This window comes from Lonsdalea quercina subsp. quercina (genome assembly GCF_000688695.1).
GTDB classification, from domain to species: Bacteria; Pseudomonadota; Gammaproteobacteria; order Enterobacterales; family Enterobacteriaceae; genus Lonsdalea; species Lonsdalea quercina_D.
This window is the reverse complement of record NZ_JIBQ01000012.1, coordinates 49,558-75,555: the sequence shown is the minus strand read 5'-3', so window position 1 is coordinate 75,555 and position 25,998 is coordinate 49,558. Positions and strand designations below refer to the sequence as shown.

Annotated in this window: 31 protein-coding genes; 18 read left to right on the top strand and 13 right to left on the bottom strand. The window is 55.1% G+C overall.

From position 1 onward, the window contains the following. Positions 1–9 precede the first annotated feature (9 nt). A complete protein-coding gene (locus tag SB13_RS12720) occupies positions 10–1,428 on the top strand; it encodes a glutamate synthase small subunit (RefSeq protein ID WP_026740714.1) in 1,419 nt (472 codons plus the stop codon). A gap of 61 nt (positions 1,429–1,489) precedes the next feature. Here the strand turns inward: SB13_RS12720 and SB13_RS12715 are convergent, their stop codons facing one another. The 6 genes from SB13_RS12715 to zapE all read right to left on the bottom strand — a co-directional run bounded on the left by SB13_RS12715 (position 1,490) and on the right by zapE (position 5,725). Then, a complete protein-coding gene (locus tag SB13_RS12715) occupies positions 1,490–1,897 on the bottom strand; it encodes a GFA family protein (protein ID WP_026740713.1) in 408 nt (135 codons plus the stop codon). Positions 1,898–2,068: 171 nt separating this feature from the next. Continuing rightward, positions 2,069–2,560 carry a ClpXP protease specificity-enhancing factor gene (sspB, locus tag SB13_RS12710; RefSeq protein ID WP_026740712.1) on the bottom strand — a complete coding sequence of 164 codons (492 nt, stop codon included), beginning with the start codon at positions 2,558–2,560 and terminating at the stop codon, positions 2,069–2,071. 5 nt (positions 2,561–2,565) lie between these two features. Next, positions 2,566–3,207, bottom strand: a complete 642-nt coding sequence (sspA, locus tag SB13_RS12705) for a stringent starvation protein SspA (protein WP_026740711.1) — start codon at positions 3,205–3,207, stop codon at positions 2,566–2,568. Between the two features lie 325 nt (positions 3,208–3,532). Further along, positions 3,533–3,925, bottom strand: a complete 393-nt coding sequence (gene rpsI / locus SB13_RS12700; RefSeq protein WP_026740710.1) for a 30S ribosomal protein S9 — start codon at positions 3,923–3,925, stop codon at positions 3,533–3,535. A 15-nt stretch (positions 3,926–3,940) separates the two neighbouring features. After that, positions 3,941–4,369: a 50S ribosomal protein L13 gene (gene rplM / locus SB13_RS12695; RefSeq protein ID WP_026740709.1), complete on the bottom strand. Its 429-nt coding sequence runs from the start codon at positions 4,367–4,369 to the stop codon at positions 3,941–3,943. A gap of 240 nt (positions 4,370–4,609) precedes the next feature. Continuing rightward, positions 4,610–5,725, bottom strand: a complete 1,116-nt coding sequence (zapE, locus tag SB13_RS12690; RefSeq protein ID WP_026740708.1) for a cell division protein ZapE — start codon at positions 5,723–5,725, stop codon at positions 4,610–4,612. Positions 5,726–5,947: 222 nt separating this feature from the next. Between zapE and zapG the strand changes: the two genes are divergently transcribed. The 3 genes from zapG (at position 5,948) to degS (ending at position 9,054) form a co-directional block, all read left to right on the top strand. After that, positions 5,948–6,352, top strand: a complete 405-nt coding sequence (gene zapG / locus SB13_RS12685; protein ID WP_026740707.1) for a Z-ring associated protein ZapG — start codon at positions 5,948–5,950, stop codon at positions 6,350–6,352. Between the two features lie 194 nt (positions 6,353–6,546). After that, the gene (gene degQ, locus SB13_RS12680; protein ID WP_026740706.1) at positions 6,547–7,914 is read left to right on the top strand and encodes a serine endoprotease DegQ; all 1,368 of its coding nucleotides are present in this window, start codon (positions 6,547–6,549) and stop codon (positions 7,912–7,914) included. 87 nt (positions 7,915–8,001) lie between these two features. Then, positions 8,002–9,054 (top strand): outer membrane-stress sensor serine endopeptidase DegS, encoded by a 1,053-nt coding sequence (gene degS / locus SB13_RS12675; RefSeq protein ID WP_026740705.1) that lies wholly within the window; start codon positions 8,002–8,004, stop codon positions 9,052–9,054. Positions 9,055–9,143: 89 nt separating this feature from the next. On the opposite strand, the gene murA is transcribed toward degS, so the two are convergent. From murA to mlaF, 7 genes are all read right to left on the bottom strand, one after another. Continuing rightward, positions 9,144–10,406: a UDP-N-acetylglucosamine 1-carboxyvinyltransferase gene (gene murA / locus SB13_RS12670; protein WP_026740704.1), complete on the bottom strand. Its 1,263-nt coding sequence runs from the start codon at positions 10,404–10,406 to the stop codon at positions 9,144–9,146. A gap of 43 nt (positions 10,407–10,449) precedes the next feature. Beyond that, complete coding sequence (ibaG, locus tag SB13_RS12665) at positions 10,450–10,704, bottom strand: BolA family iron metabolism protein IbaG (protein ID WP_026740703.1); 255 nt, start codon at positions 10,702–10,704, stop codon at positions 10,450–10,452. Between the two features lie 131 nt (positions 10,705–10,835). Then, on the bottom strand, positions 10,836–11,138 hold the full coding sequence (mlaB, locus tag SB13_RS12660) for a lipid asymmetry maintenance protein MlaB (protein WP_026740702.1): 303 nt from the start codon (positions 11,136–11,138) through the stop codon (positions 10,836–10,838). Then, the gene (mlaC, locus tag SB13_RS12655; protein WP_026740701.1) at positions 11,131–11,766 is read right to left on the bottom strand and encodes a phospholipid-binding protein MlaC; all 636 of its coding nucleotides are present in this window, start codon (positions 11,764–11,766) and stop codon (positions 11,131–11,133) included. The genes mlaB and mlaC overlap by 8 nt, the downstream gene beginning before the upstream one ends. A gap of 12 nt (positions 11,767–11,778) precedes the next feature. Beyond that, positions 11,779–12,330, bottom strand: a complete 552-nt coding sequence (gene mlaD / locus SB13_RS12650; protein ID WP_026740700.1) for an outer membrane lipid asymmetry maintenance protein MlaD — start codon at positions 12,328–12,330, stop codon at positions 11,779–11,781. Between the two features lie 3 nt (positions 12,331–12,333). Continuing rightward, positions 12,334–13,116: a lipid asymmetry maintenance ABC transporter permease subunit MlaE gene (gene mlaE, locus SB13_RS12645; protein WP_026740699.1), complete on the bottom strand. Its 783-nt coding sequence runs from the start codon at positions 13,114–13,116 to the stop codon at positions 12,334–12,336. Between the two features lie 7 nt (positions 13,117–13,123). After that, complete coding sequence (mlaF, locus tag SB13_RS12640; RefSeq protein ID WP_026740698.1) at positions 13,124–13,936, bottom strand: phospholipid ABC transporter ATP-binding protein MlaF; 813 nt, start codon at positions 13,934–13,936, stop codon at positions 13,124–13,126. Between the two features lie 277 nt (positions 13,937–14,213). Between mlaF and SB13_RS12635 the strand changes: the two genes are divergently transcribed. The 14 genes from SB13_RS12635 to SB13_RS12565 all read left to right on the top strand — a co-directional run bounded on the left by SB13_RS12635 (position 14,214) and on the right by SB13_RS12565 (position 25,995). Then, the gene (locus SB13_RS12635; protein WP_026740697.1) at positions 14,214–15,176 is read left to right on the top strand and encodes a calcium/sodium antiporter; all 963 of its coding nucleotides are present in this window, start codon (positions 14,214–14,216) and stop codon (positions 15,174–15,176) included. A 32-nt stretch (positions 15,177–15,208) separates the two neighbouring features. Then, positions 15,209–16,195, top strand: a complete 987-nt coding sequence (gene kdsD, locus SB13_RS12630; RefSeq protein WP_026740696.1) for an arabinose-5-phosphate isomerase KdsD — start codon at positions 15,209–15,211, stop codon at positions 16,193–16,195. Positions 16,196–16,266: 71 nt separating this feature from the next. Next, on the top strand, positions 16,267–16,833 hold the full coding sequence (gene kdsC / locus SB13_RS12625) for a 3-deoxy-manno-octulosonate-8-phosphatase KdsC (protein ID WP_026740695.1): 567 nt from the start codon (positions 16,267–16,269) through the stop codon (positions 16,831–16,833). Next, positions 16,830–17,399 carry an LPS export ABC transporter periplasmic protein LptC gene (gene lptC / locus SB13_RS12620; RefSeq protein WP_026740694.1) on the top strand — a complete coding sequence of 190 codons (570 nt, stop codon included), beginning with the start codon at positions 16,830–16,832 and terminating at the stop codon, positions 17,397–17,399. Before kdsC ends, lptC begins: the two co-directional genes overlap by 4 nt. After that, positions 17,377–17,955 (top strand): lipopolysaccharide ABC transporter substrate-binding protein LptA, encoded by a 579-nt coding sequence (gene lptA / locus SB13_RS12615; RefSeq protein ID WP_026740693.1) that lies wholly within the window; start codon positions 17,377–17,379, stop codon positions 17,953–17,955. The genes lptC and lptA overlap by 23 nt, the downstream gene beginning before the upstream one ends. 3 nt (positions 17,956–17,958) lie before the next feature. Then, positions 17,959–18,684 (top strand): LPS export ABC transporter ATP-binding protein, encoded by a 726-nt coding sequence (gene lptB / locus SB13_RS12610; RefSeq protein ID WP_026740692.1) that lies wholly within the window; start codon positions 17,959–17,961, stop codon positions 18,682–18,684. A gap of 45 nt (positions 18,685–18,729) precedes the next feature. Then, positions 18,730–20,163 (top strand): RNA polymerase factor sigma-54, encoded by a 1,434-nt coding sequence (rpoN, locus tag SB13_RS12605; protein WP_026740691.1) that lies wholly within the window; start codon positions 18,730–18,732, stop codon positions 20,161–20,163. A 24-nt stretch (positions 20,164–20,187) separates the two neighbouring features. Then, positions 20,188–20,475 (top strand): ribosome hibernation promoting factor, encoded by a 288-nt coding sequence (gene hpf / locus SB13_RS12600; protein ID WP_026740690.1) that lies wholly within the window; start codon positions 20,188–20,190, stop codon positions 20,473–20,475. 99 nt (positions 20,476–20,574) lie between these two features. Next, a complete protein-coding gene (gene ptsN, locus SB13_RS12595) occupies positions 20,575–21,063 on the top strand; it encodes a PTS IIA-like nitrogen regulatory protein PtsN (protein WP_026740689.1) in 489 nt (162 codons plus the stop codon). Positions 21,064–21,226: 163 nt separating this feature from the next. Then, positions 21,227–22,081, top strand: a complete 855-nt coding sequence (rapZ, locus tag SB13_RS12590) for an RNase adapter RapZ (protein ID WP_026740688.1) — start codon at positions 21,227–21,229, stop codon at positions 22,079–22,081. Then, a complete protein-coding gene (gene npr / locus SB13_RS12585; RefSeq protein ID WP_026740687.1) occupies positions 22,078–22,350 on the top strand; it encodes a PTS phosphocarrier protein NPr in 273 nt (90 codons plus the stop codon). Before rapZ ends, npr begins: the two co-directional genes overlap by 4 nt. A gap of 566 nt (positions 22,351–22,916) precedes the next feature. Next, positions 22,917–23,828, top strand: a complete 912-nt coding sequence (aepX, locus tag SB13_RS12575; RefSeq protein WP_026740685.1) for a phosphoenolpyruvate mutase — start codon at positions 22,917–22,919, stop codon at positions 23,826–23,828. A 59-nt stretch (positions 23,829–23,887) separates the two neighbouring features. After that, entirely contained in the window at positions 23,888–25,042 is a 1,155-nt protein-coding gene (aepY, locus tag SB13_RS12570) for a phosphonopyruvate decarboxylase (protein ID WP_026740684.1), read from the top strand. Positions 25,043–25,095: 53 nt separating this feature from the next. Then, the gene (locus SB13_RS12565) at positions 25,096–25,995 is read left to right on the top strand and encodes an NAD(P)-dependent oxidoreductase (protein ID WP_026740683.1); all 900 of its coding nucleotides are present in this window, start codon (positions 25,096–25,098) and stop codon (positions 25,993–25,995) included. The last annotated feature ends 3 nt before the right edge of the window (positions 25,996–25,998 follow it).

Here is a 25,998-nt window from a genome sequence, read left to right as displayed (position 1 = left end):
GAGGTCATCATGAGTCAAAACGTTTATCAATTCATCGACCTACAGCGCGTAGATCCGCCGAAAAAACCGCTGAAAGTCCGGAAAATTGAGTTTATTGAAATTTACGAGCCATTTTCAGAAAGTCAGTCCAAAGCCCAGGCAGACCGTTGTCTGTCCTGCGGCAACCCTTATTGCGAATGGAAGTGCCCGGTGCATAACTACATTCCCAACTGGCTTAAGCTTGCCAATGAGGGACGTATTATCGAAGCCGCCGAGCTTTCTCACCGGACTAACAGCCTGCCTGAGGTCTGCGGGCGCGTTTGTCCGCAGGATCGCCTGTGTGAAGGTTCCTGCACGCTGAACGACGAGTTCGGCGCAGTCACAATCGGCAACATCGAGCGCTACATCAACGATAAAGCCATCGAGATGGGCTGGAAACCGGATATGTCCGGCGTTCAGGCCACCGGCAAGAACGTGGCGATTATCGGCGCGGGTCCGGCCGGTCTGGCCTGTGCAGACGTCCTGGCCCGCAATGGCGTCAAAGCCCATGTCTACGACCGTCATCCAGAGATCGGCGGCCTGCTGACATTTGGTATTCCTGCCTTCAAGCTGGAAAAAAGCGTGATGACCAAGCGCCGCGAAATTTTCTCCGGCATGGGCATTGAGTTCCATTTGAATACCGAAGTGGGCAAAGACGTACAGCTGACCGACCTGCTGGCCAACCACGACGCCGTTTTCCTCGGCGTGGGCACCTATCAATCCATGCGTGGCGGACTGGAGAATGAAGATGCGCCGGGGGTTTACGACGCGCTGCCGTTCCTGATCGCCAACACCAAACAGCTGATGGGCTTCGAAACGGCCGCGCCGGAAGCCTATGTCTCGATGGAGAACAAACGCGTCGTCGTACTGGGCGGGGGCGATACGGCGATGGACTGTGTGCGGACCTCTATCCGTCAGGGCGCGACGCATGTGACCTGCGCCTATCGTCGTGACGAGGAGAACATGCCGGGTTCGCGCCGTGAAGTGAAGAATGCGCGTGAGGAAGGGGTTGAGTTCCAATTCAATCTGCAGCCGATAAGCATCGAAATCAACGAAGCGGGCAAGGTCTGCGGCGTGCGCATGGCGCGCACCGAATTAGGCGCGCCGGATGCCAACGGGCGNCGCCGACCGGAGATCGTTGCAGGCTCGGAGCACATTTTGGAGGCCGACGCGGTCATCATGGCATTCGGCTTTCGTCCGCACAGAATGGACTGGCTGGCCGAGCACGATGTGGCTTTGGACGATCAGGGACGGATCGTCGCCCTAGAAGAGAACGACAGCGCTTTCCAGACCAGCAACCCGAAAATCTTCGCCGGCGGAGATGCCGTGCGCGGCTCGGACCTGGTCGTGACCGCTATTGCTGAAGGCCGTAAGGCCGCAGACGGGATCCTAAACTATCTCGACGTCTGATTAGCCATCTTTGATAGAGCAAGGGCGGCCATCAGGCTGCCCTTTTTACTGTCGGGCCAGGCTAATCCCCCGATTGATACGAATCCAAAATATCCTGCTCCGTCATTTCCGGCGTTTGCTGGGTAAAGGCATAAAAACTCGGCTTTTTGTCGATATAGATTTGCGACACCATGCGGGTGTTCTCATCGCTGCCGAACAGTCCTACCGGCACGAAATAGGTCACCGGCGTCAGCTGCTTGTAAAACAAGTGCGAGCCGCACTGACGGCAAAATGCGCGCTCCGCCCACTCTGAAGACCGGAAATAAGCGACAAAGTCTTTACCGTCGATGACAAGATCTTCTTTGCAGTCGATTGACATCAGCGGACCACCGCTCCAGGTCTGGCACATACCGCAATGGCAAACGGAAACGTCATGGATATCGCGCTCAGTGGATAGCGTAACCGCACCGCATAAACAACGCCCTTCCATTTCCTTTCTCCTTTAGACGAAAAATAAACATCGGTTTCAAGGCATCAGTATGTCTCTATTTTGTTTATACCGACAATGCTGGGGGGACGTGGAGATGAAATCGGGAAAGCGATATCGACAGGATTTTTGGATATAAAAAAGGGCACCTGCGTCGTGCCCTTTTGTACTGAGTTACTTCCCCACCCGCAGCGAAGGACGCCCGCCGCGAGGCGGCGAAGGGGGTTCGTCGTCCGGCGTTTCATTGCCGGAGGGTGAGGTTTCAACATCGTCGACCGTGCGTAACGACGGCTTGTGCGGCTCATCGTCCTGCACCAGCGCATCATCACCGGCTTCATAGGCGGGTTCAGGCTCGAACATGGTGCCTGCGCCGTTTTCACGGGCGTAGATCGCCATGACCGCCGCCATCGGAACCATCACCTGGCGAGGCACGCCGCCAAAACGAGCGTTAAAGCGTACAAGGTCGTCAGCCAATTCAAGATTGCCCACGGCAAGCGGCGCAATGTTGAGCACTATCTGTCCGTCGCGGGCGAACTCCATCGGCACCTGCACGCCAGGCAGCGAGACGTCCACCACCAGATGCGGCGTAAGCTGGTTATCAAGCAACCAGTCATAGAAAGCGCGTAACAAGTACGGTCGGCGCGGTGATAGCTGAGACAGAGCCATGTATCTTAACCTCGGGTCTGTAACCGGATTTCACGCTCGGCTTCGGTCAGGGAAGCTAGGAAAGCCTCGCGTTCAAAGACGCGCGTCATGTAGCCTTTCAGCTCCTTGGAACCCGATCCGCTCAACTCGATGCCCAGCAACGGCAAACGCCACAACAGCGGTGCCAGGTAGCAGTCAACCAGGCTGAACTCTTCGCTCATGAAATAAGGCGTTTCATTGAATACCGGCGCAATGGCCAGCAGCTCTTCGCGCAGCTGTTTACGTGCTGCGTCTGCCTGCGCCGCCGTACCGGTGGAGATGGTTTTCAACAGCGAATACCAGTCCTGCTCGATGCGATGCATCATCAGACGGCTGTTGCCGCGTGCGACTGGATAGACCGGCATTAATGGCGGATGCGGGAAACGCTCATCCAGATATTCCATGATGATGCGGGATTCATACAGCGTCAGTTCACGATCCACCAACGTCGGGACGGAACCGTAGGGGTTGAGGTCAATGAGATCCTGCGGCAGATTATCCGCATCTACCTGTTCGATCTCGACACTCACTCCTTTTTCCGCCAGCACTATACGTACCTGATGGCTGAAAATATCGGACGGGCCGGAAAACAGCGTCATTACCGAACGTTTGTTGGCAGCGACAGCCATGAAAACCTCCAAGTTTATCGAGAAAATACGGCATAGAACCGATCGAATATTATCCTGCAGGCCTTGCCGCGTTTGAACTTCTTACTGGGTAAGAAACCGCTGACGACAGCTGTCGTTTTATCAAAACTTACTAGCTGGCAAACAGGTACAAAACCGGCGATTAGTGTATCAGATTTTGTGCGTTTTGGGGGGATATAAGCGCCAATTCATTGTTAACCGTAAGGAATTAAAGAGAATTTTTTAGACGCACGGAGAAACAGGCAAAAAAAACCCGGTGACGAGCACCGGGTTTCTGACGTTGATTTCGCTGCAAAGCAGCCGGAAATTAACGTTTGGAGAACTGAGGACGACGACGTGCTTTACGCAGACCGACTTTCTTACGTTCAACCTGACGAGCATCACGCGTAACGAAGCCAGCTTTACGCAGCTCAGAACGCAGAGACTCATCATATTCCATCAGTGCACGGGTGATACCGTGACGGATTGCACCAGCCTGACCGGAAATACCACCACCTTTAACGGTGATGTACAGATCCAGTTTGCCAACCATATCGACCAGTTCCAGCGGCTGACGAACTACCATACGGGCAGTTTCACGACCGAAGTACTGATCCAGGCTGCGCTGGTTGATAACGATGTTGCCACTGCCCGGTTTGATGAACACGCGAGCGGCGGAGCTTTTGCGGCGACCAGTGCCGTAGTATTGATTTTCAGCCATTGCCTATAATCCCGATTAAATGTCCAGAACTTGCGGTTGCTGTGCCGCGTGATTGTGCTCGTTACCCGCGTAAACTTTCAGTTTACGGTACATAGCACGACCCAGCGGGCCCTTCGGCAGCATGCCTTTAACCGCGATTTCAATCACACGCTCAGGACGGCGGGCAATCATCTCTTCAAAGGTCGCCTGTTTGATACCACCGATGTGGCCGGTGTGGTGGTAATACACTTTGTCAGAACGTTTGTTGCCGGTAACAGCAACTTTTTCAGCGTTCAGGACGATGATGTAATCACCAGTATCAACGTGCGGAGTGTATTCCGCTTTATGCTTGCCGCGCAGACGACGAGCCAGTTCAGTAGCGAGACGGCCCAAAGTCTTACCGCTCGCATCAACAACGTACCAGTCGCGTTTTACGGTTTCTGGTTTAGCTGTAAAAGTTTTCATTAAAAGCTTACCCAATTTAAGTTACACGTTGGTGAACACACAAACGCTTCAATAAATAGTGTTGAGGTTCACACGGCTATCTAGTCCAGCAAACCTACCCCTTCGAATAGCTATTGCCAGCGCGATTAAAGTTTCGGGAAAAAAACTTTGTTGTAACGTGGGGTCGCAGGATTATAGAGAAGCCGACATCAAAAATCGACCTTTTTTCTACCACATTGATAGAAAAGGCAGCAGCCCCCTTTACGACAAATGGGGCAGTTGCAGGTAGTCTTCGCTTTGCATCTCCTGCAACCGGGACAGGCAACGGCGATATTCGAACACCAGGCGAGCGCCCTGATAGAGTTCAGCCATCGGCACCTGCGCCGACATTATCAGCTTCACCCGGCGCTCATAGAATTCATCGACCAACGCCAGAAAACGCCGCGCGACGTCCTCCTCCGCCTCGCCCATCACTGTGACGCGATGCAGCAGCACGCAGTGATAACGCTGAGATAACGCAATGTAGTCGTTCTGGCTGCGCGCATCGGCGCACAGCGTGGCGAAACTTACCGCCAACACGCCGTTATGGCTGCCCAGCACAGGCATCGCCCGATGGTTTATCTCCAGCGTTTCACCCTCGGGCGTGTGCCCTGAGAGATCCGTGAACATTTGCCGCATCGCATCATCGGCATGCGCATCAAGCGGAGAAAAATAAAGGTGAGCTTGCCGCAGCGTTCGCTGTCGATAATCAATGCCCGCATCGACATTGACCACAGCACAGTGCTGCTTAATCAGCTCAATGGCCGGTAAAAAGCGCGACCGCTGAAGGCCGTTGCGATAAAGCTCGTCCGGCGGAATATTAGACGTCGCGACCAACGTGATTCCTCGCGCAAACAACGCGCCGAGCAGCTCGGCCAGCAACATGGCGTCGGTGATATCGGAGACGAAAAATTCATCGAAGCACAGCACATCGGTCTGCGCTTTGAATTCATCCGCTACCTGCTCCAGCGGGNTTTCGTGTCCCTGTAGCCGATTCAGCGCTTCATGAACTCGCAGCATGAAGCGATGGAAATGGAGACGCAATTTGCGTTCGCCGGGCAGGCTGTGGAAAAACAGATCCATCAGCCAGGTTTTGCCTCGTCCCACACCACCCCACAGATAAAGCCCTTCGACCGGCGTCTGCGCTGGCTGTTTTTTCCTGCCGAGACGCTGGAGCCAGCTTAACGACCCGCTGGCCGTGGATGCCTGCTGACGCTCTGTCAATGCACGGTGGATATCGTCGAGCCGCAGCACCGTTTGCCGCTGCACCTCATCCGGCTGATAATCCTGCGTCGCTAAAGCCTGCTGGTAAAGCGTTATCGGCGTCATATTCTGCATTGCGGCCAGATCCCTATTAAGAGGAGATAATCGGTCTTTTCTCGTTGAAGAACCTTAGTTTAGCGTCTAAATCATAGCAGTTAACGCCTCTACGGCCGCTGACGCTCACCAACTGCTTTATTACATCCTGTTTCAGGGCTCCACTCTGGCAAGCTTAGCGGTTATAGTGACTATTATTGAGTGAAAAATACGACAGAACAACGAAGTCAAATAGGAGTCATTATGACCTGGGAGTACGCGCTGATTGGATTTGTTATCGGTGTCATCATCGGTGCGGTAGCGATGCGCTTCGGCAATCGCAAACTGCGCCAGCAGCAGGTACTGCAACACGAGCTGGAGAAGAGCAAAGCCGATCTGGAACAATATCGTCAGGAGCTTGTGGGTCATTTCGCCCGTAGCGCCGAGCTTCTGGACAACATGGCGGACGACTATCGCAAGCTGTATCAGCATATGGCTAAAAGTTCGAACGATCTGCTTTCTGAAGGGCAGTCACGCGAAAATCCGTTTAACTATCGTCTGACAGAAGCCGAATCAGACAACGATCAGGTGCCGGTGAAGATGCCCCCGCGTGATTACTCGGAAAGCGCCTCCGGACTGCTGCGCGGCGAAACGCCGTTGCGGAAATAATTCCTCTTCTTCTCTACGCGCGGGGCATTCCTTGTCCCGCTCTTATCTTCCGCGGCGCAGGCTGCTCCTTACATTTCGCGAATAAAACCGCAATGAACTTTACACGTGAATAGTCGGTCTGACTCTTCACCACAAGATTGAGTTTATATATCATCATTTTATTTCTACGCAGGTCGAGAGAGAGTTAACAATCAATGAAAAAGACATCGATGTTATTCAGCGCACTAGCAATTAGTATCGGACTGTCCCTATCTTCGCTGCCTGTCGCCCAAGCCGCTCTGCCTGCGGCAGTCGCCGGTCAATCGCTGCCGAGCCTGGCCCCCATGCTGGAAAAAGTCCTGCCCGCCGTGGTCAGCGTCCATGTGGAAGGCACTCAGGTTCAGAATCAGCGCATCCCGGAAGAATTTAAGTTCTTTTTTGGCCCCAACGCGCCGGCCGAAAAACAGAGCCGTCCGTTTGAAGGACTGGGCTCGGGCGTCATCATTGATGCCGCCAAGGGTTACGTACTGACCAATAACCACGTGATCAACAATGCGGACAAAATTCGCGTACAGCTGAATGACGGTCGTGAATACGACGCCAAGCTCATCGGTCGCGATGCGCAAACGGATATCGCCCTGCTGCAATTAAGCGACGCGAAGAATCTGACCGCCGTGAAGATGGCGGATTCCGATCAGCTCCGCGTCGGCGACTTCGCCATCGCCGTCGGCAACCCCTTCGGTCTGGGTCAGACCGCCACCTCCGGCATCATCTCTGCGCTGGGTCGTAGTGGGCTGAATCTGGAAGGGCTGGAAAACTTCATTCAGACCGATGCCTCCATTAACCGCGGCAACTCCGGCGGCGCGCTGGTCAACCTGAACGGCGAGCTGATTGGGATCAATACCGCTATTCTGGCGCCCGGCGGCGGCAATATCGGCATCGGCTTCGCCATTCCCAGCAATATGGCGCAGAACCTGACTCAGCAGTTGCTGGAGTTCGGGGAAGTCAAACGCGGCCTGCTTGGCATCAAAGGCAGCGAAATGACTTCTGAAATGGCTAAGGCCTTCAAGGTGGACGCACAGCGCGGCGCGTTCGTCAGCGAGGTATTGCCGAAATCAGCGGCGGCCAAAGCCGGTATTAAGGCTGGCGACGTTCTGGTCTCTCTGGACGGTAAGGCGATCAACAGCTTCGCGGAACTGCGGGCCAAAGTGGGTACGACGGCTCCGGGTAAAACCGTGAAAATCGGCCTCATTCGCGACGGTAAACAGCAAGAAGTTTCCGTCATTCTGGACAATAGCGCCAACGCGTCCACTAACGCCGAAACGCTGTCTCCTGGCCTGCAGGGCGCCACGCTGACCGACGGTCAGTTGAAGAATGGCAGCAAAGGCGTAACGATTGATAATATCGCCAAAGACAGCGCCGCGAGTAAAATTGGTCTGCAGAAAGGCGACGTCATCATCGGCGTCAACCGCGAGCGTGTGGAAAACATCGCTCAGTTGCGCAAGATACTGGAAGCCAAGCCGACCGTACTGGCTCTGAATATCATCCGCGGAGACGAATCGATTTATCTGCTGTTACGCTAATCCCGCTAAAAACTGGACGCCGCGCCGTGCGGCGTCCTACCATCTTTGTTATTCTGCGATTTATTCTTCTTCAAGTCCCAAACGCTCATGTTAACCAAACTGATACGTTCAGCATTGATTGGTGTCGTCGTGGCCGCGATCTTGCTGTTGGCCCTCCCCGCACTGCGCTCCAGCAGTCTGCTGCTGAAAGAGGAGGCGTCTACGCTGGATGAAGCGCCCGTCAGCTATTACCAGGGGGTGCGCCGCGCCGCGCCAGCAGTCGTCAACGTCTATAATCGGGCTGGCGGCAAAGACGAACTCAACGTTCGCACGCTGGGTTCGGGCGTTATCATGAACAACAAGGGCTATATTCTTACCAACAAACATGTCATCACAGACGCCGAACAAATCGTCGTCACGTTGCAGGACGGCCGCCTGTACGAAGCGCTGCTGGTCGGCTCGGATACGCTGACCGATCTGGCGGTACTTAAAATCGAAGCCACCAGCTTGCCTGCAATCTCCATCAACGATCACCGCACCGCCCACGTCGGCGACGTCGTGATGGCCATTGGCAATCCCTATAATCTGGGACAAACCATCACACAGGGCATCATCAGCGCCACCGGGCGAGTCGGGCTCAGCTCATCAGGCCGTCAGAACTTTCTTCAGACCGACGCATCCATCAACCGGGGCAACTCCGGCGGCGCACTGGTCAATACGCTGGGAGAACTGGTCGGCATTAATACCCTCTCTTTCGATAAGAGCAACGACGGCGGAACGCCGGAAGGAATTGGCTTTGCGATCCCTGTCGCGCTGGCGACGAAAGTGATGGGTAAGCTCATTCGCGACGGACGGGTTATCCGTGGTTACATCGGTATCAACGGCGCCCAGATTGAACGAGTGGGCAACAAGAATGCCGGACTTGAGCGCCTGCAGGGCATCATCGTCAGCAAAGTCGAACAGGACGGTCCGGCGGATAAAGCAGGCATCAAGCAAGACGATCTGCTGCTGAAGGTGAACAACAAACCGGCGCGGTCAGTCATTGAAACCATGGACCAGGTGGCGGAGCTGCGCCCCGGCACGGTGATCCCGGTCGTGATTTTCCGCGACAATAAAGAGATGACGCTCGACGTGACCATTCAGGAATTCCCGACGAACTAGCGTGTAACGTCACGCGTTACCGGTCGCAGAATGAGAAACGGGACGACAGCCTCACGGCTATCGTCCCGTTTTTTTATAGCCGGAGAAACTTACTCCGCGCCCGCGATGCGTTCAATGTTCGCGCCAAGACCACGCAGCTTATCTTCGATGCGCTCATAACCGCGATCGATGTGATAGATGCGATCGACCAGCGTCGCGCCTTCCGCGATACAGCCCGCCAGCACCAGACTCGCCGATGCCCGTAGGTCGGTCGCCATCACCTGTGCGCCCGAGAGTTTTTCCACGCCGTGGCAGATAACGGTGTTGCTCTCAATCTCCGCCTGCGCGCCCATACGAATCAGCTCAGGGATATGCATGAAGCGGTTTTCGAAAATGGTTTCCGTGATCACGCCAGTGCCTTCCGCCACCAGGTTCAGCAGGCTGAACTGCGCCTGCATATCGGTTGGGAAGCCAGGGTGCGGCGCGGTGCGGATCGTCACGGCTTTAGGACGCTGACCATGCATGTCCAGACTAATCCAGTCTTCGCCGATTTCGATATCCGCTCCGGCTTCGCGCAGCTTGGCCAGCACCGCATCCAGCGTATCAGGACGCGTGCTGTGGCAGACGACTTTACCGCGAGAGATCGCGCCGGCAATCAGGAAAGTGCCGGTTTCGATGCGGTCAGGCAGCACGCGATAAACGCCGCCGCCCAGACGCGCTACCCCATCGATGACAATACGGTCGCTGCCCGCGCCGCTTATTTTGGCGCCCAGCGTATTCAAGAAGTTGGCCGTATCGACAATTTCCGGCTCACGGGCCGCATTCTCGATAATCGTCTGACCTTCTGCGAGCGTAGCCGCGCTCATGATCGTCACCGTGGCGCCCACGCTAACCTTATCCATGACGATATGCGCACCCTGCAAACGTCCATCAACATGGGCCTTAACGTACCCTTCTTCCAGGGTAATCTTCGCGCCAAGCTGCTCCAGACCGTTGATATGCAGGTCGACCGGACGCGCGCCGATAGCGCATCCGCCCGGCAATGAAACCTGTCCCTGACCGAAGCGTGCCACTAGCGGCCCCAAGGCCCAGATAGAGGCGCGCATGGTTTTCACCAGCTCGTAAGGGGCGCAAAAAACGTTGACGCCGCTGGCATCGACATGGACGGAACCGTTGCGTTCCACACGAGCGCCGAGTTGTCCGAGCAGCTTCATCGTGGTGTCGATATCCCGCAGTTTCGGGACATTCTGTATTTCTACCGGTTCTTCAGCCAACAGAGCGGCAAACAGGATCGGCAAAGCCGCATTTTTAGCGCCGGAGATAGTGACTTCACCAGAGAGCCGGGTCGGCCCCTGCACACGAAATTTATCCATAGTGACGATTTCTCAATAATTCAGTTCAATAGCGCCGCGCTATTTAGAAGCCGCTGAGCTTGCGATCGCGCTGCCACTCTTCGGGGGTATAAGCCTTGATTGACAGGGCGTGAATACGGTTGTCCGCGATATATTCCATCAACGGCGCATAGACCGTCTGCTGCTGTTTAACGCGGCTCATGCCGGCGAATAAATCACCGACCACAATCACCTGAAAATGGCTTCCATCGCCGGATGCATGAACTTCCTGAAGTGCCAATGCGCTCATCAGCACAGATTCGATTTCTTTATTTTCCATCGCTCTCGATTCTACGTCTGGGGGGATGATAAACAGCGGGTATCTTAGAGGAATCCGCCGCTATCTTAAACAAAAGAAATCCCCCGTTGCGCAAAAGGCAACAGGGGACGAAGGGCCGGAAACACCGTGCATTAGCAGGTTAATTGCACCGGAATGACGTCGTTCAGGTTATACAGATCGATCAGCGTTTTCAGCCGGTCGCTCACCCCGATAATCCGCAGCTCGCGGCCCTTCTGCGTCTGCTGATGATAAAAATGCACCAACAGCGCCAGACCCGCGGAGTCCACCCGCTGTAGCTGGCTGACGTCCAATCCGACCACGTTCTCCAGCAACGCCTCGCGCTGTTGCCAAAGCGGCAGCAACGTTTCACGATCCAAATCGCCTTTCAGCGTCAGCGTGCCTTCCTGCGATTGCCAGCTCAGCGGATCAGCCATTTTTCTGGTCCAGCGTGATCGGCTGCTGCGCAGAAATTTGCAGCTGGCGGGTCAGGCCGTCGACACCCTGCTGGCGCAGTATCGACGCCCATTCGTTCTGTTTAGTCGTAATCATGCTCACGCCTTCGGCGATCATGTCATAGGCCTGCCAGTGACCGGTCTGACTGTTCTTGCGCCACTGGAAGTCCAGCCGCACCGGCGGGCGTCCGCCGTTATCAACGATCGTCACGCGGATAGATACGATGTTGGCATCCCCCAGCGGCTGCTGGGGCGCGATCTGGTAGGTCTGACCGTGATACAGCGCCAGCGCCTGACCGTAGGCTTGTTCCAGATAAGCGGAGAACGCCTTGAAGTAGGCTTCGCGTTGGGCGGGCGTCGCGCCCTTGTAATATTGTCCCAGCACCAGCGCGCCGGCGTATTTCACCTGCACATAGGGCAGCAGCTCTTCACGTACGATATTGCGCAGGTAATTGGGATTCTGACGGATACCCGGCTGTTCATTCTTCAGGCGGTCAAAGGTTTTCTGTGCGGCGTCGGCCATCAGGCTGTATGGGTTAGTCTGGTCGGCGGCAAGCGCCGCGGGGGCCATCACCAGCAGCGCCGCCGCCATGAGTAAACGTTTCAACATGCAGGTATCCTCTTAAGAATGTGGAGTCACGGGGTTGTTCTGGGATTCCGGAGCGCTGGCTGGCGCACTGCCGTTCGGCTCAGTATGCTCGTTGCTGCCGCCGCTCTTATATAGGAACTGCCCGATGAGGTCTTCCAGCACCATCGCCGATTTGGTGTCCTGGATGATACCGCCGTCCTTGAGGATCGACGTCCCCATATCCGGGTCTTCGAAGCCCATATTCAGCGCCAGATACTGTTCTCCCAGCAGGCCCGACGTACGAATCGCCAATGAACTGGTATCGGGAATATGGTCGTAGCGCTTGTCGATCGCCATCGTAACGCGCGGCAGGTAGGTGTTAGGATCCAGCTCGATACTGTCCACTCGACCGATGACGACGCCGCCGACTTTCACCGGCGAACGCGTTTTCAGTCCGCCGATGTTATCGAATGTCGCCGATAAACGGTACGTCTGCTGGTGTCCCAGCGTGTTCAGATCGGCGACCTTCAGACAGATAAAAATGATGGCGCCCAGCGCAATAAGCATAAACACGCCGACCCAGATTTCATGTTTCTTCGTTTGCATCACTTAGTTCCCAAACATCAGTGCTGTCAGCAAAAAATCCAATCCCAGAACCGCCAGCGATGAATGCACGACGGTTCGCGTCGTTGCACGGCTGATTCCCTCCGACGTCGGGATGGCGTCATATCCGTTAAACAGAGCGATCCAGGTCACGGTGATCGCAAAGGCCAGACTTTTCAGCATGCAGTTTACGATATCCAGCCGCCATTCGACCGCCCCTTGCATCGCCGACCAGAAAAAGCCGCTGTCGATGCCTTTCCAGTCCACGCCGACCAGCGCGCCGCCCCAAATCCCCACGGCGACGAAAATCACCGTCAGTAGTGGCATCGTCATCACGCCAGCCCAGAATCGCGGCGCAACGACGCGGCGCAACGGATCCACCGCCATCATTTCCATGCTGGACAGCTGCTCCGTAGCCTTCATCAGACCGATTTCCGCCGTCAGGGCAGACCCGGCGCGACCGGCGAACAGCAGCGCGGTCACCACCGGCCCCAGCTCGCGCAGCAGCGACAGCGACACCATCATGCCGAGGCTGGCCTCCGCGCTGTAGGTCGTCAGGACCAGATAGCCCTGCAGCCCCAGCACCATACCGATAAAGAGGCCGGACACCATGATGATCAACAGCGATTGCACTCCCACGCTGTAGAGCTGACGGCGCAGCAACGGCCACTGCCTGGCCGGTTCTGGTTTCCCCACCAACGCATTGAACAGCATGAGTCCCGCACGTCCGAACGACATACAAACGTTGATGCCGACGCGTCCAAAAGACGCTAATGCCTGAAATAGCATGAATAAATTAACTCCCAGCTTTCAACAGTTCGCGCGTGTAATCTCCCGCAGGATAGCGGAAAGGCACCGGCCCGTCGGCGATACCGTCCAGGAACTGACGCACGCGCGGGTCGTCATTGTGTTGCAATTCGTCAGGCGAACCCTCAGCGACGACGCGCTGATCAGCGATGATGTAAGCATAATCCGCAATGCTCAGCACTTCAGGGACGTCGTGGGAGACCACAATACAGGTGACACCGAGCGCATGATTGAGTTCATCGATCAGTTTGACCAGCACGCCCATCGTAATGGGGTCCTGCCCAACGAACGGCTCGTCGAACATGATGAGCTGCGGATCGAGCGCGATAGCCCGCGCCAGCGCCGCCCGCCGCGCCATGCCGCCGGATAATTCGGACGGCATCATAAAGGCGGCTCCGCGCAGCCCCACCGCTTCGAGCTTCATCATCACGATAGTGTGCAATAATTCCGGCGGAAGCTGGCTGTGTTCCCGCAGCGGCCAGGCGACATTGTCGAACACGTTGAGATCGGTAAACAGCGCGCCGGATTGAAACAGCATGCTCATTTTTTTACGGGCTTCGTACAGCCCGGAACGAGAAAGCGTAGGAATATTTTCGCCGTCGAACCAGACTTCGCCCTGATCCGGCGGCAGCTGGCCGCCAATCAGGCGCAGCAGCGTGGTTTTGCCGATGCCGGACGGCCCCATGATGGCCGTCACTTTGCGTTTAGGGACGTTCAGGGAGATATCGCTAAAAATCTGCCGATTCCCCCGGCGAAAACTGAGCCCGCGAACTTCAACCAGGTTAGAGACTTCGGGATTCATCATGTGTTTCCTTTCCGACTGCGCGTTCGGCGCAGTCATCAGCATTAAGACCGTCTGTTGAACCGCCCTTCAACGCCGGATGACGCATCGGGCATTCACTGTGACAAACGGCCATCACTAATTCGTGACCAAAGTTGCCATTGGTTTTACTTTTTCACACTACACAGTCAAAATTAGCGCCAAAGATGAAAAATGATTTTTTTATTCACTCTTCGTCCCAAAAATACTGGTTTGTGCGCCAATAAACCGGTGATTATACCTGAAGAAAGGACGCTGCATGCTTTTTGCGACAGTACTCTTGATTGTTGGTTTGATTCTGCTGGTTTATGGTGCCGACCGTCTGGTTTACGGCGCTGCCGTATTGGCCCGCGGCTTCGGCATTCCGCCGATGGTGATCGGCATCACGATTGTAGGACTGGGTACCTCGTTGCCGGAACTGATGGTCTCAGTCACCGCGGCGATGAACCACCAGATCGATATGGCGGTGGGCAACGTGCTCGGCTCCAATATCGCCAACATTCTGCTGATCCTCGGCAGCGCCACGTTGATACGCCCGCTGACCTTCCATTCGGTGCTGGTGCGCCGGGAACTGCCGCTGATGTTAATCGTCACCGCGTTGTGCGGAGCGCTGCTGTACGACCATGTTCTCAGCCGACTGGACGGCGTGATACTGCTGCTGGCCGCCACGGTCTCCATTACGCTGATATTGCGCATGGCCCGCACGGCCCAACAAGCGGGCGTTGATAGCCTCACGCGCGAGCAGATGGATGAGCTGCCGCGAGACAATAACGCTACCGTCGCCTTGCTGTGGCTGGTACTGGGCGTCATTATTCTGCCGATGGCGACCCGCATCGTCGTGGACAACGCTACCGTGATCGCCCGCAGCTTCAATATCAGCGAATTGACTATCGGTCTGACGGTGCTGGCTATCGGCACCAGCCTGCCGGAACTCGCCACCGCGATCGTCGGCACGCTGAAGAAAGAGGACGATATTGCGCTCGGCAACCTCATCGGCTCCAACATTTTCAACATCGGCATTGTGCTGGGCGTACCGGCGCTGCTTTCTCCCGGCGCGTTGAACCCCCTGGCATTCAGCCGCGACTATTGGGTGATGCTGGGGGCCAGCGTACTGCTGGCGGCATTGTGTCTACGCCAGAAACGGTGCATCGGTCAGGGCGCGGGCGCGCTATTGCTGTGCGCGTTTATCGCTTACCTCACCGTGCTGTTCTTTTTTTCATAGCCGGGCCTTAACGGCCACGCAGGACGTTTTGCATGTCACACTTTGAGCTACCCTCCAATTTCGATTTCCAGAGCGCAGGGAAACAGGTTTTATCCATTGAGCGCGAAACGTTGGCGCAATTGGATCAATATATTGATGATAATTTCACCCGCGTCTGCGAGATGATTTTCCGCTGCGCGGGCAAAGTCGTCGTGATGGGGATGGGAAAATCCGGTCATATCGGCTGCAAGATCGCCGCGACCTTCGCCAGTACCGGCACCCCATCCTTCTTCGTGCATCCCGGCGAGGCCAGCCACGGCGATCTGGGAATGATTACCGCGCAGGATATCGTTATCGCCATCTCCAACTCCGGCGAATCCCATGAGATTCTGGCCTTGATCCCCGTACTCAAACGTCTGCACGTCCCGTTAATCTGCATGACCGGCAATCCGGACAGCACCATGGGAAAAGCCGCCGACCACCATCTCTGCATCCATGTTTCGCAGGAAGCCTGCCCGCTGGGTCTGGCCCCCACCTCCAGCACAACTGCTACGCTGGTAATGGGCGATGCGATTGCCGTGGCGCTGTTACAGGCCCGGGGATTTACCGCGGAGGATTTCGCTCTGTCCCATCCGGGTGGAGCACTTGGCCGCAAACTGTTACTGCGGGTGAACGATATCATGCACACCGGCGACGAAATCCCCCGCGTTCCTCGCGATGCGTCCCTGCGCGATGCGTTGCTGGAGATCACCCGTAAGAACCTGGGGATGACCGCCATCTGCGCCCCTGACGGCACTATCGAGGGGATATTCACCGATGGCGACCTGCGCCGTATTTTCGATCTGAATATCGATCTGAACAGCGCGCGCATCGTCGACGTCATGACCGCTGGCGGTATCCGCGTCACCTCGCAAATGCTGGCCGTGGATGCGCTGAACCTGATGCAGTCGCGTCATGTGACGGCATTGATGGTCGCTCAAGACGATCGCCTGGTCGGCGTCGTGCATATGCACGACATGCTGCGTGCAGGTGTGGTTTAATCCAGCCACGCCGTCATCTAAGCGTTGACCCAACGACTTCAACCCGGCTGTAAACCAAGGACAAGCGTGAAATGAGTGAAACCCCGCCGAATACCGAGACCTGCTACGGCCCCGTCGCCGCTGCGGTGATGGGCAAAGCCCGAGAAATCCGACTGCTTATCTGCGATGTGGACGGCGTGCTATCCGACGGCCTGATCTACATGGGTAATCAAGGCGAAGAACTGAAAACGTTCAACGTTCGGGACGGCTACGGCATCCGCTGCCTGCTGACATCCGATATCGATGTCGCCATTATTACCGGTCGTTCAGCCAAGCTCCTGGAAGACCGCTGCAAGACCCTGGGGATTTCTCACCTATATCAGGGACAGTCTGATAAGCTTTTGGCCTTCCGCGAGCTGTTGGATAAACTGGCGCTTGAGGCCCATCAGGTCGCCTATATCGGCGACGATTTGATCGACTGGCCGGTGATGGCGGAAGTCGGACTGAGCGTCGCGGTGGCGGATGCCCATCCGCTGCTGTTGCCCCGCTCGGATTATGTGACGCGCACCGCAGGCGGGCGCGGCGCCGTACGCGAGATTTGCGACCTGATTTTGCAGGCGCAGGACAAGCTGGAGTTCGCTAAAGGGTTGTCGATATGAATAAAACAAAGCGCTGGCTGACCGTCCTGCTGGCCCTGATCGCACTGGTGTTGATCGGCCTGAATCTGACCGGTACCAACGATGACGCAACGCCCGCCGTGTCGGAGAGCAACGCGCCGACCTATACCACTCAGCAAAACCTCACCGTGGTGTATGACCCAACGGGAAAACTGGCCTACAAGCTGGTGACTGAAAAAGCCGAATATTACGAAAATGACCAGTTGACCTGGTTCACCCAGCCAGTGGCCACGATGTACAACGAATTAGGCGTCGCCACCTGGTCAGTCCGCTCGGATCGGGCCAAACTGACTAAGGACCGCATGCTGTATCTGTACGGCCATGTCGAGATGAACAGTCTGACGACAGATTCGCAGCTGGAACGGGTCAAAACAGAGAATGCCCAAGTAAACCTGGTCACCCAGGATGTCTCATCCGATGATGAAGTCACGCTGTACGGTGCCAGCTTTACCTCCAATGGTTTAAAAATGCGCGGAAATCTGCGCAACAAGACAGCAGAGTTGATCGAAAAGGTAAAAACCTCCTATGAAATTCCAAAAAATCAATAAAGCACTGCGCTACACGCTGATCGCCAGCTCGCTGTTTTCCGCCAGCATGCCGGTATTGGCGCTGACCGGTGATACCGATCAGCCGATTCATATCGACTCCGACCAGCAGTCGTTGGACATGCAGGGCAACGTCGTGACTTTCACCGGCAATGTCATCGTCACGCAGGGATCGATCAAGGTTCAGGCGGACAAAGTCGTCGTCACCCGTCCGCAAGGGCAGCAAGGTCGCGAAGTCATCGAAGGATTCGGGAATCCGGCGACGTTCTATCAGATGCAGGACAACGGAAAGCCGGTCAAAGGCCATTCACAGAAAATGCGCTACGAGCTGGATAAGGACAACGTGATTCTGACGGGCAACGCCTATCTGGAACAGTTGGACAGCAACGTCAAAGGCGACCGCATCACCTATCTGGTCAAACAGCAGCAGATGGAAGCCTTCAGCGATAAAGGCAAACGCGTGACCACGGTGCTGGTGCCTTCTCAGCTGCAGGACAAAAATGGCCAGCGCACCGCCCCGGCCAAGGCCCCCAAACCGCAACAGCGAGCGACGCAATAACTCATGGCTACATTAATCGCAGAAAATCTGGCTAAGGCGTACAAAGGCCGTAAGGTCGTGGAAAACGTCAGCCTGAAGGTCAATTCCGGCGAAATCGTCGGCCTGTTGGGTCCGAACGGCGCGGGAAAAACCACCACGTTCTATATGGTCGTCGGCATCGTCCAGCGCGATGAAGGCCGCATCATTATCGATGACGATGATATCAGTCTGCTGCCGCTTCACGACCGCGCGCGCCGCGGCATTGGCTACCTGCCGCAGGAGGCGTCGATTTTCCGGCGGTTGAGCGTTTACGATAACCTGATGGCCGTGCTGCAAATCCGTAAGGATCTGACGCAGGAACAGCAGGCGGACCGCGCCAATGAGCTGATGGAAGAGTTTCATATTGCTCATTTACGCGATAGTCTGGGACAATCCCTTTCCGGTGGGGAGCGTCGTCGAGTGGAAATCGCCCGAGCGCTAGCAGCCAATCCCAAGTTCATCCTGCTGGATGAACCTTTCGCCGGGGTGGACCCAATTTCGGTGATAGATATCAAGAAAATTATTGAACACCTCCGCGACAGCGGTCTGGGTGTCCTCATCACCGACCATAACGTCCGCGAAACGTTGGACGTCTGTGAACGTGCCTATATCGTCAGCCAGGGCCATCTCATCGCCCACGGATCACCGGCGGATATATTGGCCAACGAACAGGTCAAACGTGTCTATCTGGGCGAAGGCTTCCGACTCTGACGTCATATTTTTGTTCGTATTATCCAAGGGAAGTTAGCGCTATTTATGAAGCAAGGTTTGCAACTCAGGCTTAGCCAGCAACTGGCAATGACGCCACAGTTACAGCAGGCAATCCGCCTGTTGCAGCTGTCCACGCTTGAACTCCAGCAAGAAATTCAACAGGCGCTGGAAAGCAACCCCTTGCTGGAACAAACCGATCCCCACGAGGAGGNCGAGACGCAAGAAAGCAGCAGCAGCGAAGCGCTGGATACCCGAGAAGCGCTGGAGCAGAAAGAGATGCCCGACGAGCTGCCGCTGGACGCCGCCTGGGATGAAATCTACACGGCGGGCACGCCCTCCGGCACCAGCACCGACTACCGCGATGACGAACTGCCGGTCTATCAGGGCGAAACCACACAATCCCTGCAAGACTATCTGATGTGGCAGGNGGAGCTGACGCCGTTCTCCGACACCGATGCCGCCATCGCCACCTCCATCGTCGACGCTGTCGATCCCACCGGTTACCTCACCGTTTCTTTAGAGGAAATTCGCGACAGCGTCGGTAACGAAGAGCTGACGATGGAAGAAGTGGAAGCCGTCCTGAAACGGGTGCAGCGTTTCGATCCGGTGGGCGTCGCGTCGCGCGATCTGCGCGAGTGCCTGCTGGTGCAGCTGTCCCAGTTCGACAATAAAATGCCGCGCTGGGAAGAAGCCAAGCTGATCGTCAGCGAGTATCTCGACCTGTTGGCGAACCATGACTTCCGTACGCTGATTCGCGCCAGCCGTTTGAAAGAAGACGTGCTGAAAGAGGCTCTGGCCCTGATTCAATCCCTCGATCCACGTCCGGGACAGTCCATCAACACCGGCGAGTCGGAATACGTGATTCCTGACGTCCTGGTGCGTAAAGTGCAGGACCGCTGGTCCGTCGAACTCAACACCGACAGCGTACCGCGGCTGCAAATCAACCAGCAGTATGCCGCGCTGGGCAACAGCACACGCAGCGACAGCGACGGCCAGTTCATCCGCAGCCATCTGCAGGAAGCCCGCTGGCTCATCAAAAGTCTGGAAAGCCGTAACGACACGTTGCTGAAGGTGACCCGCTGCATCGTCGAACAGCAGCAGGCCTTCTTCGACCACGGCGAAGAGTACATGAAGCCGATGGTGCTGGCGGATATCGCCCAGGCGGTGGAAATGCACGAATCCACGATTTCCCGCGTCACGACGCAGAAGTTCCTGCACAGCCCGCGCGGCATCTTCGAACTGAAATATTTTTTCTCCAGCCACGTCAACACGGACAGTGGCGGAGAGGCCTCGTCCACCGCCATCCGGGCGTTGGTCAAAAAATTAATCGCTGCGGAAAACCCCGCCAAACCGTTGAGCGACAGCAAGCTGACCACCTTGCTTTCCGATCAGGGAATCATCGTGGCCCGGCGCACCGTCGCCAAATATCGCGAGTCTTTATCCATCCCACCGTCCAACCAGCGTAAACAACTGGTTTGACCTTGAACTGAGAAGGAAGACGCTATGCAGCTGAACATTACCGGACACCATGTTGAAATTACCGATGCCCTGCGCGAATTTATCAATACGAAGTTTGCGAAGCTGGAACAGTATTTCGATCGCATTAATCAGGTGTACGTGGTGCTGAAAGTGGAGAAAATTCAGCAGATTGCTGAAGCCACGATCCACGTCAACGGCGGTGAGCTGCATGCCACTTCAGAAGCGGAAGAGATGTATGCCGCGATCGATCTTCTCGTCGACAAGCTGGCGCGACAGTTAAACAAACATAAGGATAAACTGAAGCAGCACTGATTGGTTCCCCCGCCTCCAGGCGCAGGGACCGGAACGGCAAGCTCGTAAGAGGAGCCGTTTTGGTAGCTGGAGGCCCGAGTGTTGTCAGGTGAATACAAAATGAATAACGATTCCATTATGCAACTCAGCGCCGTACTTCGTCAGGAGTGCACCCGCAACGCCGTGAGCTGCCAGAGTAAAAAGCGCGCTCTGGAAATCATCAGCGAACTCGCTGCGGCACAGCTCAATCTGCCCTCACAGATTATCTTTGAAGCTATTCTGGCGCGGGAACGGATGGGCAGCACCGGTATTGGCAACGGTATCGCCATCCCTCACGGCAAACTCGACAACGATGACACGCTGAGCGCCGTGGGCGTCTTCATCCATCTGGATCAACCCGTCGCCTTTGATGCCATCGATAACCAGCCTGTGGACCTGCTGTTTGCCTTGCTGGTTCCCACTGAACAATGTAAAACCCATTTGAATACGCTGGCGCTGGTCGCCAGACAGCTGTCGGATAAGGCGCTGTGCCGCCGATTGCGGGGGGCACAGAGCGACGAAGAGCTGTATCAAATCATGACCGAATCGGATAGCGCCGAACAGCCCTAAAACAACAGGCCGGAGCGCATCCAGACCGAGAAGATGACACTAGCGGACGCCGTGCGCCCACGCTCACGTCCGGTAAAAACTCCGGCTAAGGCCGGATGACTAACATAAGCTAACGGTGGCAGCGAGGACCTTCACCATTCCGCTGCCTGAGGGGAGTCGTCAGATGGTGCTGATGATTGTCAGTGGTCGTTCAGGCTCGGGCAAATCCGTGGCCTTGCGCGCGCTGGAAGACATGGGTTTCTACTGCGTGGACAACCTGCCTGTAATTCTGCTGCCGGAACTGGCCAATGCCCTGGCGGCGCGGAATATCTCGGCGGCGGTCAGCATTGACGTACGTAATATGCCGGAAACGCCGGAAGTGCTGGAGCAGGCGCTGACCCGATTGCCGAGCAGCTTCTCGCCGCAGCTGCTGTTTCTGGACGCCGATCGCAATACGCTGATCCGCCGCTACAGCGACACTCGTCGCCTGCACCCGCTGTCCAGCCAGAACCTGTCGCTGGAAAATGCCATCGACGAAGAGAACAATCTGCTGGAACCGCTGCGCTCCCGTGCTGATTTGATCATCGACACCTCCGAGATGTCGGTGCACGAATTGGCGGAGATGCTGCGCGCCCGCCTGCTGGGCAAGCGGGAACGCGAGCTAACGATGGTGTTTGAATCATTCGGCTACAAGCATGGCATTCCTATCGACGCCGACTACGTGTTCGACGTCCGCTTCCTGCCAAATCCGCACTGGGATCCCAAACTACGCCCCATGACCGGACTTGATAAACCTGTCGCGGCGTTTTTGGACCGCCATACCGAAGTGCACAACTTCATTTATCAGACGCGCAGCTATCTTGAGCTGTGGCTGCCGATGCTGGAAACCAACAATCGCAGCTACCTTACCGTCGCCATTGGTTGCACTGGCGGTAAACACCGTTCGGTGTATATCGCCGAGCAGTTGGCCGATTACTTCCGCTCCAGAGGCAAAAACGTGCAACTGCGCCACCGTACGCTGGAAAAACGTAAATCATGACCGTAAGACATACCGTTGAAGTCAAAAATCGTCTGGGTATGCACGCCAGACCGGCGATGAAGCTATTCGAACTGGTACAAAATTTCGATGCCGAAGTCATTCTTCGCAATGAGAGCGGCACGCAGGCGGAAGCCAGCAGCGTGATCGCCATGTTGATGCTGGATTCCGCCAAGGGCCGGCGAATCGAAATCGAGGCGACCGGTCCAGACGAAAACGAAGCGCTTGCGGCCGTCGTTAAACTCTTCGACGCCGGCTTTGACGAAGAATAACGAAGTTTCCGCTCATTTTTTCCTCTTCGAACCTTCCATTTCCCCCTCTCCTTGTCATCGCCCAATCCTCCTACGTCTCAACTATTTTTAGGTTCATCATTGTCGCCGCGGGTAAATAAAAAACGCGTGTTCCTATAAAGGTCCTCAAATTTTTTGTTAATTTCAAAAAAGCCAGAGTTCACAATTAAACCGGATAAATAACATGAAGTTATTTTCTTATCTTCATTTTTATAAAGAAACCTTAAATTTCCATTAGGCCCAAAATCTAGGAATTGCCTTAAACAATATATGATCATGTTTATTCGCGAGATTAAGAAGGCGTTTATTCTATTTGTTTTAACCAAGACCTCCATTTTCCCTTTTAACTTCATGCAGATATAAATACCTGTAAAAAAAACCCAAAAGCAGATCTGATTTGAAATGAAAGCAATTATTAATAAGAATACAAAAACACAATCCACCCAAATGACTAACGAGTAAGCCAAGGTCATCTTATGTCATTTTGGCAGTGTTAAGTGATCAGGGGTGAGTTATAGGGACAGAAATACTTTGATGAGGATATCAATATGTCTAAAAGCATAGCCAATAAAGGCCAAACACCAGATTCTCGTCGTGGCGCACTGAGGGAACTACTGAATAACAAAAAAGCGATTCGCGTAATGGAAGCCCACAGTCCATTATCTGCCATGCTTATTGAAGAAGCCGAATATATAAAAGGAGACGTGAATCACAAATTTGATGCTTTTTGGTCAAGTTCTCTGACCGATTCTACTTTACGCGGTCAGCCCGATACGGAATTAGTCAATTATAGCCGCCGGTTTAATTCCATCGCGGACATTTTTAATGTCACGAACAGCCCATTAATTTTTGACGGTGATACCGGCGGCCAGATCGAACATCTGGTGTATCACATCCGCGAGGCCGAAAATCTGGGGATTTCCGCCATCATTATCGAGGATAAAACCGGCCTGAAGAAAAACTCTCTATTTGGCAATGACGTGAAACAAACCCAGGCCACCGTGGACGACTTCTGCGCCAAAATCAAAGCGGCCAAACAGGCCCAGCTGACGCCGGAATTTATGCTGATTGCGCGTATTGAAAGCCTGATATTGGAAACCGGTATGGACGATGCCATCGACCGCGCGCTGCGTTATGTCGAGGCGGGAGCCGACGGCATTATGATCCACAGCCGGCTTAAAAAGCCGGATGAAATTCTCGAATTTGCAAAAGTCTTTCGCAGCCACTATCCGCAGATTCCTTTGGTGTGCGTGCCGACCAGTTTTAATGACATTACGTTCGAACACCTGGTCGATAATGGTTTTAACATCATCATTTATGCCAATCATATGTTGCGTGCATCTTATCCGGCCATGCGCGAAATTCTTCCCCACATTCTTAAAAATGGGCGAACTCAAGAAATAGAAGACAAATGTATTTCTATAAAGGAGATTCTAAATTTAATTCCGGGCACAAAATAATCACTGGGTCACTAATAATTTAGCAACACAATCAATCATTAAAAAAGAAGGAAATTATCATGATTAGCCCTGATGATTTTTTGGTTTTTTTACACCATAAAGGTATTCGATTCTACAGCGGCGTCCCTGATTCTTTATTAAAAGAATTCTGTCTGGCTATTGACGGATCAAAAGAAGATATTCGTCATCAGCTAGCTTGCAATGAAGGCGCAGCAGCTGGAATGGCTATTGGCTATCAGTTGGCAACAAACTCAATACCTGTGGTTTATTTACAAAACTCTGGACTGGGAAATATCGTTAATCCCATTTGTTCACTGGCGACGACAGACGTTTACAGTATCCCGATGCTATTTATTATCGGCTGGCGTGGTGAAACCAACCCCGACGGCACGCAACTGAATGACGAACCTCAGCATGTTATGCAAGGTCAGGTTACGCTATCGCAGCTAGAGGTACTCAATATTCCCTTTCATATATTGAAAGGTGAGCCGGATATTGACTTCCCGCAGATAGAACAGCTGCTGGAACAGGCAAAACGCGATAAACGTCCTGTCGCCCTCGTCGTACGTAAAAATNCATTCTCCCCCTGCCAGCAAGCGGGGCAGCCGTCGCGAACGTCAGGCACGCTGCTGCGCGAGGAGATCGTCGCGGAAGTCCTGTCCGTACTACCGGCCGACGTCCCCATCGTCAGCACCACCGGTATGCTGTCGCGCGAACTGTTCGAGCTACGTGAACAACGCGGCGAAGAGCATGACCGCGATTTTCTGACCGTGGGCGGCATGGGCCTCGCCAGCCAGATAGCGCTGGGTATCAGCGAAGGTCGACCGGGTAAAAAAGTTGTCTGTCTGGATGGCGACGGCGCGACGCTGATGCACATGGGCGGGCTGACCAATAGCGCCCTTTCCCCCACGCTTATCCATATCGTCATCAATAACGGCGCCCATGAGTCAGTCGGCGGTCAGAGGACGGCGGCGTCGCGCCTGCCCTTAGCCCCCATCGCTACCGCCTGCGGTTATCGCCAGGTCACGGCGGTAGGCAGCCGAGAAGCCCTGGAGGCAACGCTTCGCAGGGCGCTGACCAGTCAGGGAAGTCAGTTTATCGAAGTGAAATGCCGCATTGGACATCGCGACAATCTGGGTCGGCCCACGACATCGCCTTCTCAGAATCGAACCTGCTTTATGCGCTTCCTGTCGCAGCCAGCTCACTCCAGCTGATAACACCCCTGCCGCCCCTTCCCCGAAGCGGTGGCGTTGAAAGGATGCTCCCTATGACAAAACACATTTCTCTGGTTGGCATCGGCGTACTGGGAAAGGCGATCGCACTCAGATTACGCCAGTGCCAATACTCCCTCAGCGTTTACAATCGCACGGCGAGTAAAGCTGAAGCCCTTGCCGGCAACGGCGTACATGCGGTGAGTTCGCTCGGCCAGTTATTCACGCGCAAACCCTCCATCATCCTGATTTGCCTGACTGATGCTCAGGCCATGAAAGCCCTTTTTTGCCTTCCGGAAATAGAAAGCAAACTGCAGGAATATCGTCCGCTTATCGTCAACACCAGCACCATCGGGCCCCAGGACAGCCAGCAGATGGAGGCTTTTTTCCAGCGACAGGGCGCTCAGTATGTCGAAGCCCCCGTCTCCGGAGGCCCCGAAGGCGCGCGCACCGGCAAACTGGCCTGCTGGGTAGGCCCAATCCCGCCCGACTTTGCCGACGTCCTGCCCCAGTTGCTCTCCTCTCTGAGCGACAAGTATGTCGTTATGGACAGCAACCGCGCCGCACAGACCATGAAAGTCATCAATAACTACTGTGAAGCCGTCCACCTGCTGGTCGCCGCAGAGTCGATTCTGCTGGCCGAGAAGTCCGGCATCAGTCAGACGATATTGCAGAAAGCGCTCCCCCTGGGACGAGGTCGCTCCACCTATATGGACGTGATGCTGAATCGCTATCTTCACCCCTCAGCGCAGATTTCCGTTCCGTTGGATATCCGTATCAAGGATCTGGATCTGGCTCACGCCCTGTTTCAGGAACGCACAGTCCACAGCGCCTTTTTCGCCCCTACCCAGCGTATCTACCTAAAAACCGCCGAAGCCCTCAGGCCGCCACAGGATCAGACCGCCTGTTTTGCCTATTTGTCGAAGCAATCACAACAGCCAGAGCTGGAGGCGTAAATG

Coding starts and splice junctions, on each gene's coding strand:
- SB13_RS12565 (WP_026740683.1), top strand. CDS start 25,096: ATGACAAAACACATTTCTCTGGTTGGCATCGGCGTACTGGGAAAGGCG.
- lptC (WP_026740694.1), top strand. CDS start 16,830: ATGAATAAAACAAAGCGCTGGCTGACCGTCCTGCTGGCCCTGATCGCA.
- lptB (WP_026740692.1), top strand. CDS start 17,959: ATGGCTACATTAATCGCAGAAAATCTGGCTAAGGCGTACAAAGGCCGT.
- SB13_RS12635 (WP_026740697.1), top strand. CDS start 14,214: ATGCTTTTTGCGACAGTACTCTTGATTGTTGGTTTGATTCTGCTGGTT.
- rplM (WP_026740709.1), bottom strand. CDS start 4,369: ATGAAAACTTTTACAGCTAAACCAGAAACCGTAAAACGCGACTGGTAC.
- degS (WP_026740705.1), top strand. CDS start 8,002: ATGTTAACCAAACTGATACGTTCAGCATTGATTGGTGTCGTCGTGGCC.
- hpf (WP_026740690.1), top strand. CDS start 20,188: ATGCAGCTGAACATTACCGGACACCATGTTGAAATTACCGATGCCCTG.
- mlaD (WP_026740700.1), bottom strand. CDS start 12,330: ATGCAAACGAAGAAACATGAAATCTGGGTCGGCGTGTTTATGCTTATT.
- lptA (WP_026740693.1), top strand. CDS start 17,377: ATGAAATTCCAAAAAATCAATAAAGCACTGCGCTACACGCTGATCGCC.
- zapG (WP_026740707.1), top strand. CDS start 5,948: ATGACCTGGGAGTACGCGCTGATTGGATTTGTTATCGGTGTCATCATC.
- sspB (WP_026740712.1), bottom strand. CDS start 2,560: ATGGCTCTGTCTCAGCTATCACCGCGCCGACCGTACTTGTTACGCGCT.
- degQ (WP_026740706.1), top strand. CDS start 6,547: ATGAAAAAGACATCGATGTTATTCAGCGCACTAGCAATTAGTATCGGA.
- npr (WP_026740687.1), top strand. CDS start 22,078: ATGACCGTAAGACATACCGTTGAAGTCAAAAATCGTCTGGGTATGCAC.
- sspA (WP_026740711.1), bottom strand. CDS start 3,207: ATGGCTGTCGCTGCCAACAAACGTTCGGTAATGACGCTGTTTTCCGGC.
- ptsN (WP_026740689.1), top strand. CDS start 20,575: ATGAATAACGATTCCATTATGCAACTCAGCGCCGTACTTCGTCAGGAG.
- rpsI (WP_026740710.1), bottom strand. CDS start 3,925: ATGGCTGAAAATCAATACTACGGCACTGGTCGCCGCAAAAGCTCCGCC.
- kdsD (WP_026740696.1), top strand. CDS start 15,209: ATGTCACACTTTGAGCTACCCTCCAATTTCGATTTCCAGAGCGCAGGG.
- murA (WP_026740704.1), bottom strand. CDS start 10,406: ATGGATAAATTTCGTGTGCAGGGGCCGACCCGGCTCTCTGGTGAAGTC.
- ibaG (WP_026740703.1), bottom strand. CDS start 10,704: ATGGAAAATAAAGAAATCGAATCTGTGCTGATGAGCGCATTGGCACTT.
- SB13_RS12715 (WP_026740713.1), bottom strand. CDS start 1,897: ATGGAAGGGCGTTGTTTATGCGGTGCGGTTACGCTATCCACTGAGCGC.
- mlaE (WP_026740699.1), bottom strand. CDS start 13,116: ATGCTATTTCAGGCATTAGCGTCTTTTGGACGCGTCGGCATCAACGTT.
- aepX (WP_026740685.1), top strand. CDS start 22,917: ATGTCTAAAAGCATAGCCAATAAAGGCCAAACACCAGATTCTCGTCGT.
- mlaC (WP_026740701.1), bottom strand. CDS start 11,766: ATGTTGAAACGTTTACTCATGGCGGCGGCGCTGCTGGTGATGGCCCCC.
- mlaF (WP_026740698.1), bottom strand. CDS start 13,936: ATGAATCCCGAAGTCTCTAACCTGGTTGAAGTTCGCGGGCTCAGTTTT.
- mlaB (WP_026740702.1), bottom strand. CDS start 11,138: ATGGCTGATCCGCTGAGCTGGCAATCGCAGGAAGGCACGCTGACGCTG.
- rapZ (WP_026740688.1), top strand. CDS start 21,227: ATGGTGCTGATGATTGTCAGTGGTCGTTCAGGCTCGGGCAAATCCGTG.
- kdsC (WP_026740695.1), top strand. CDS start 16,267: ATGAGTGAAACCCCGCCGAATACCGAGACCTGCTACGGCCCCGTCGCC.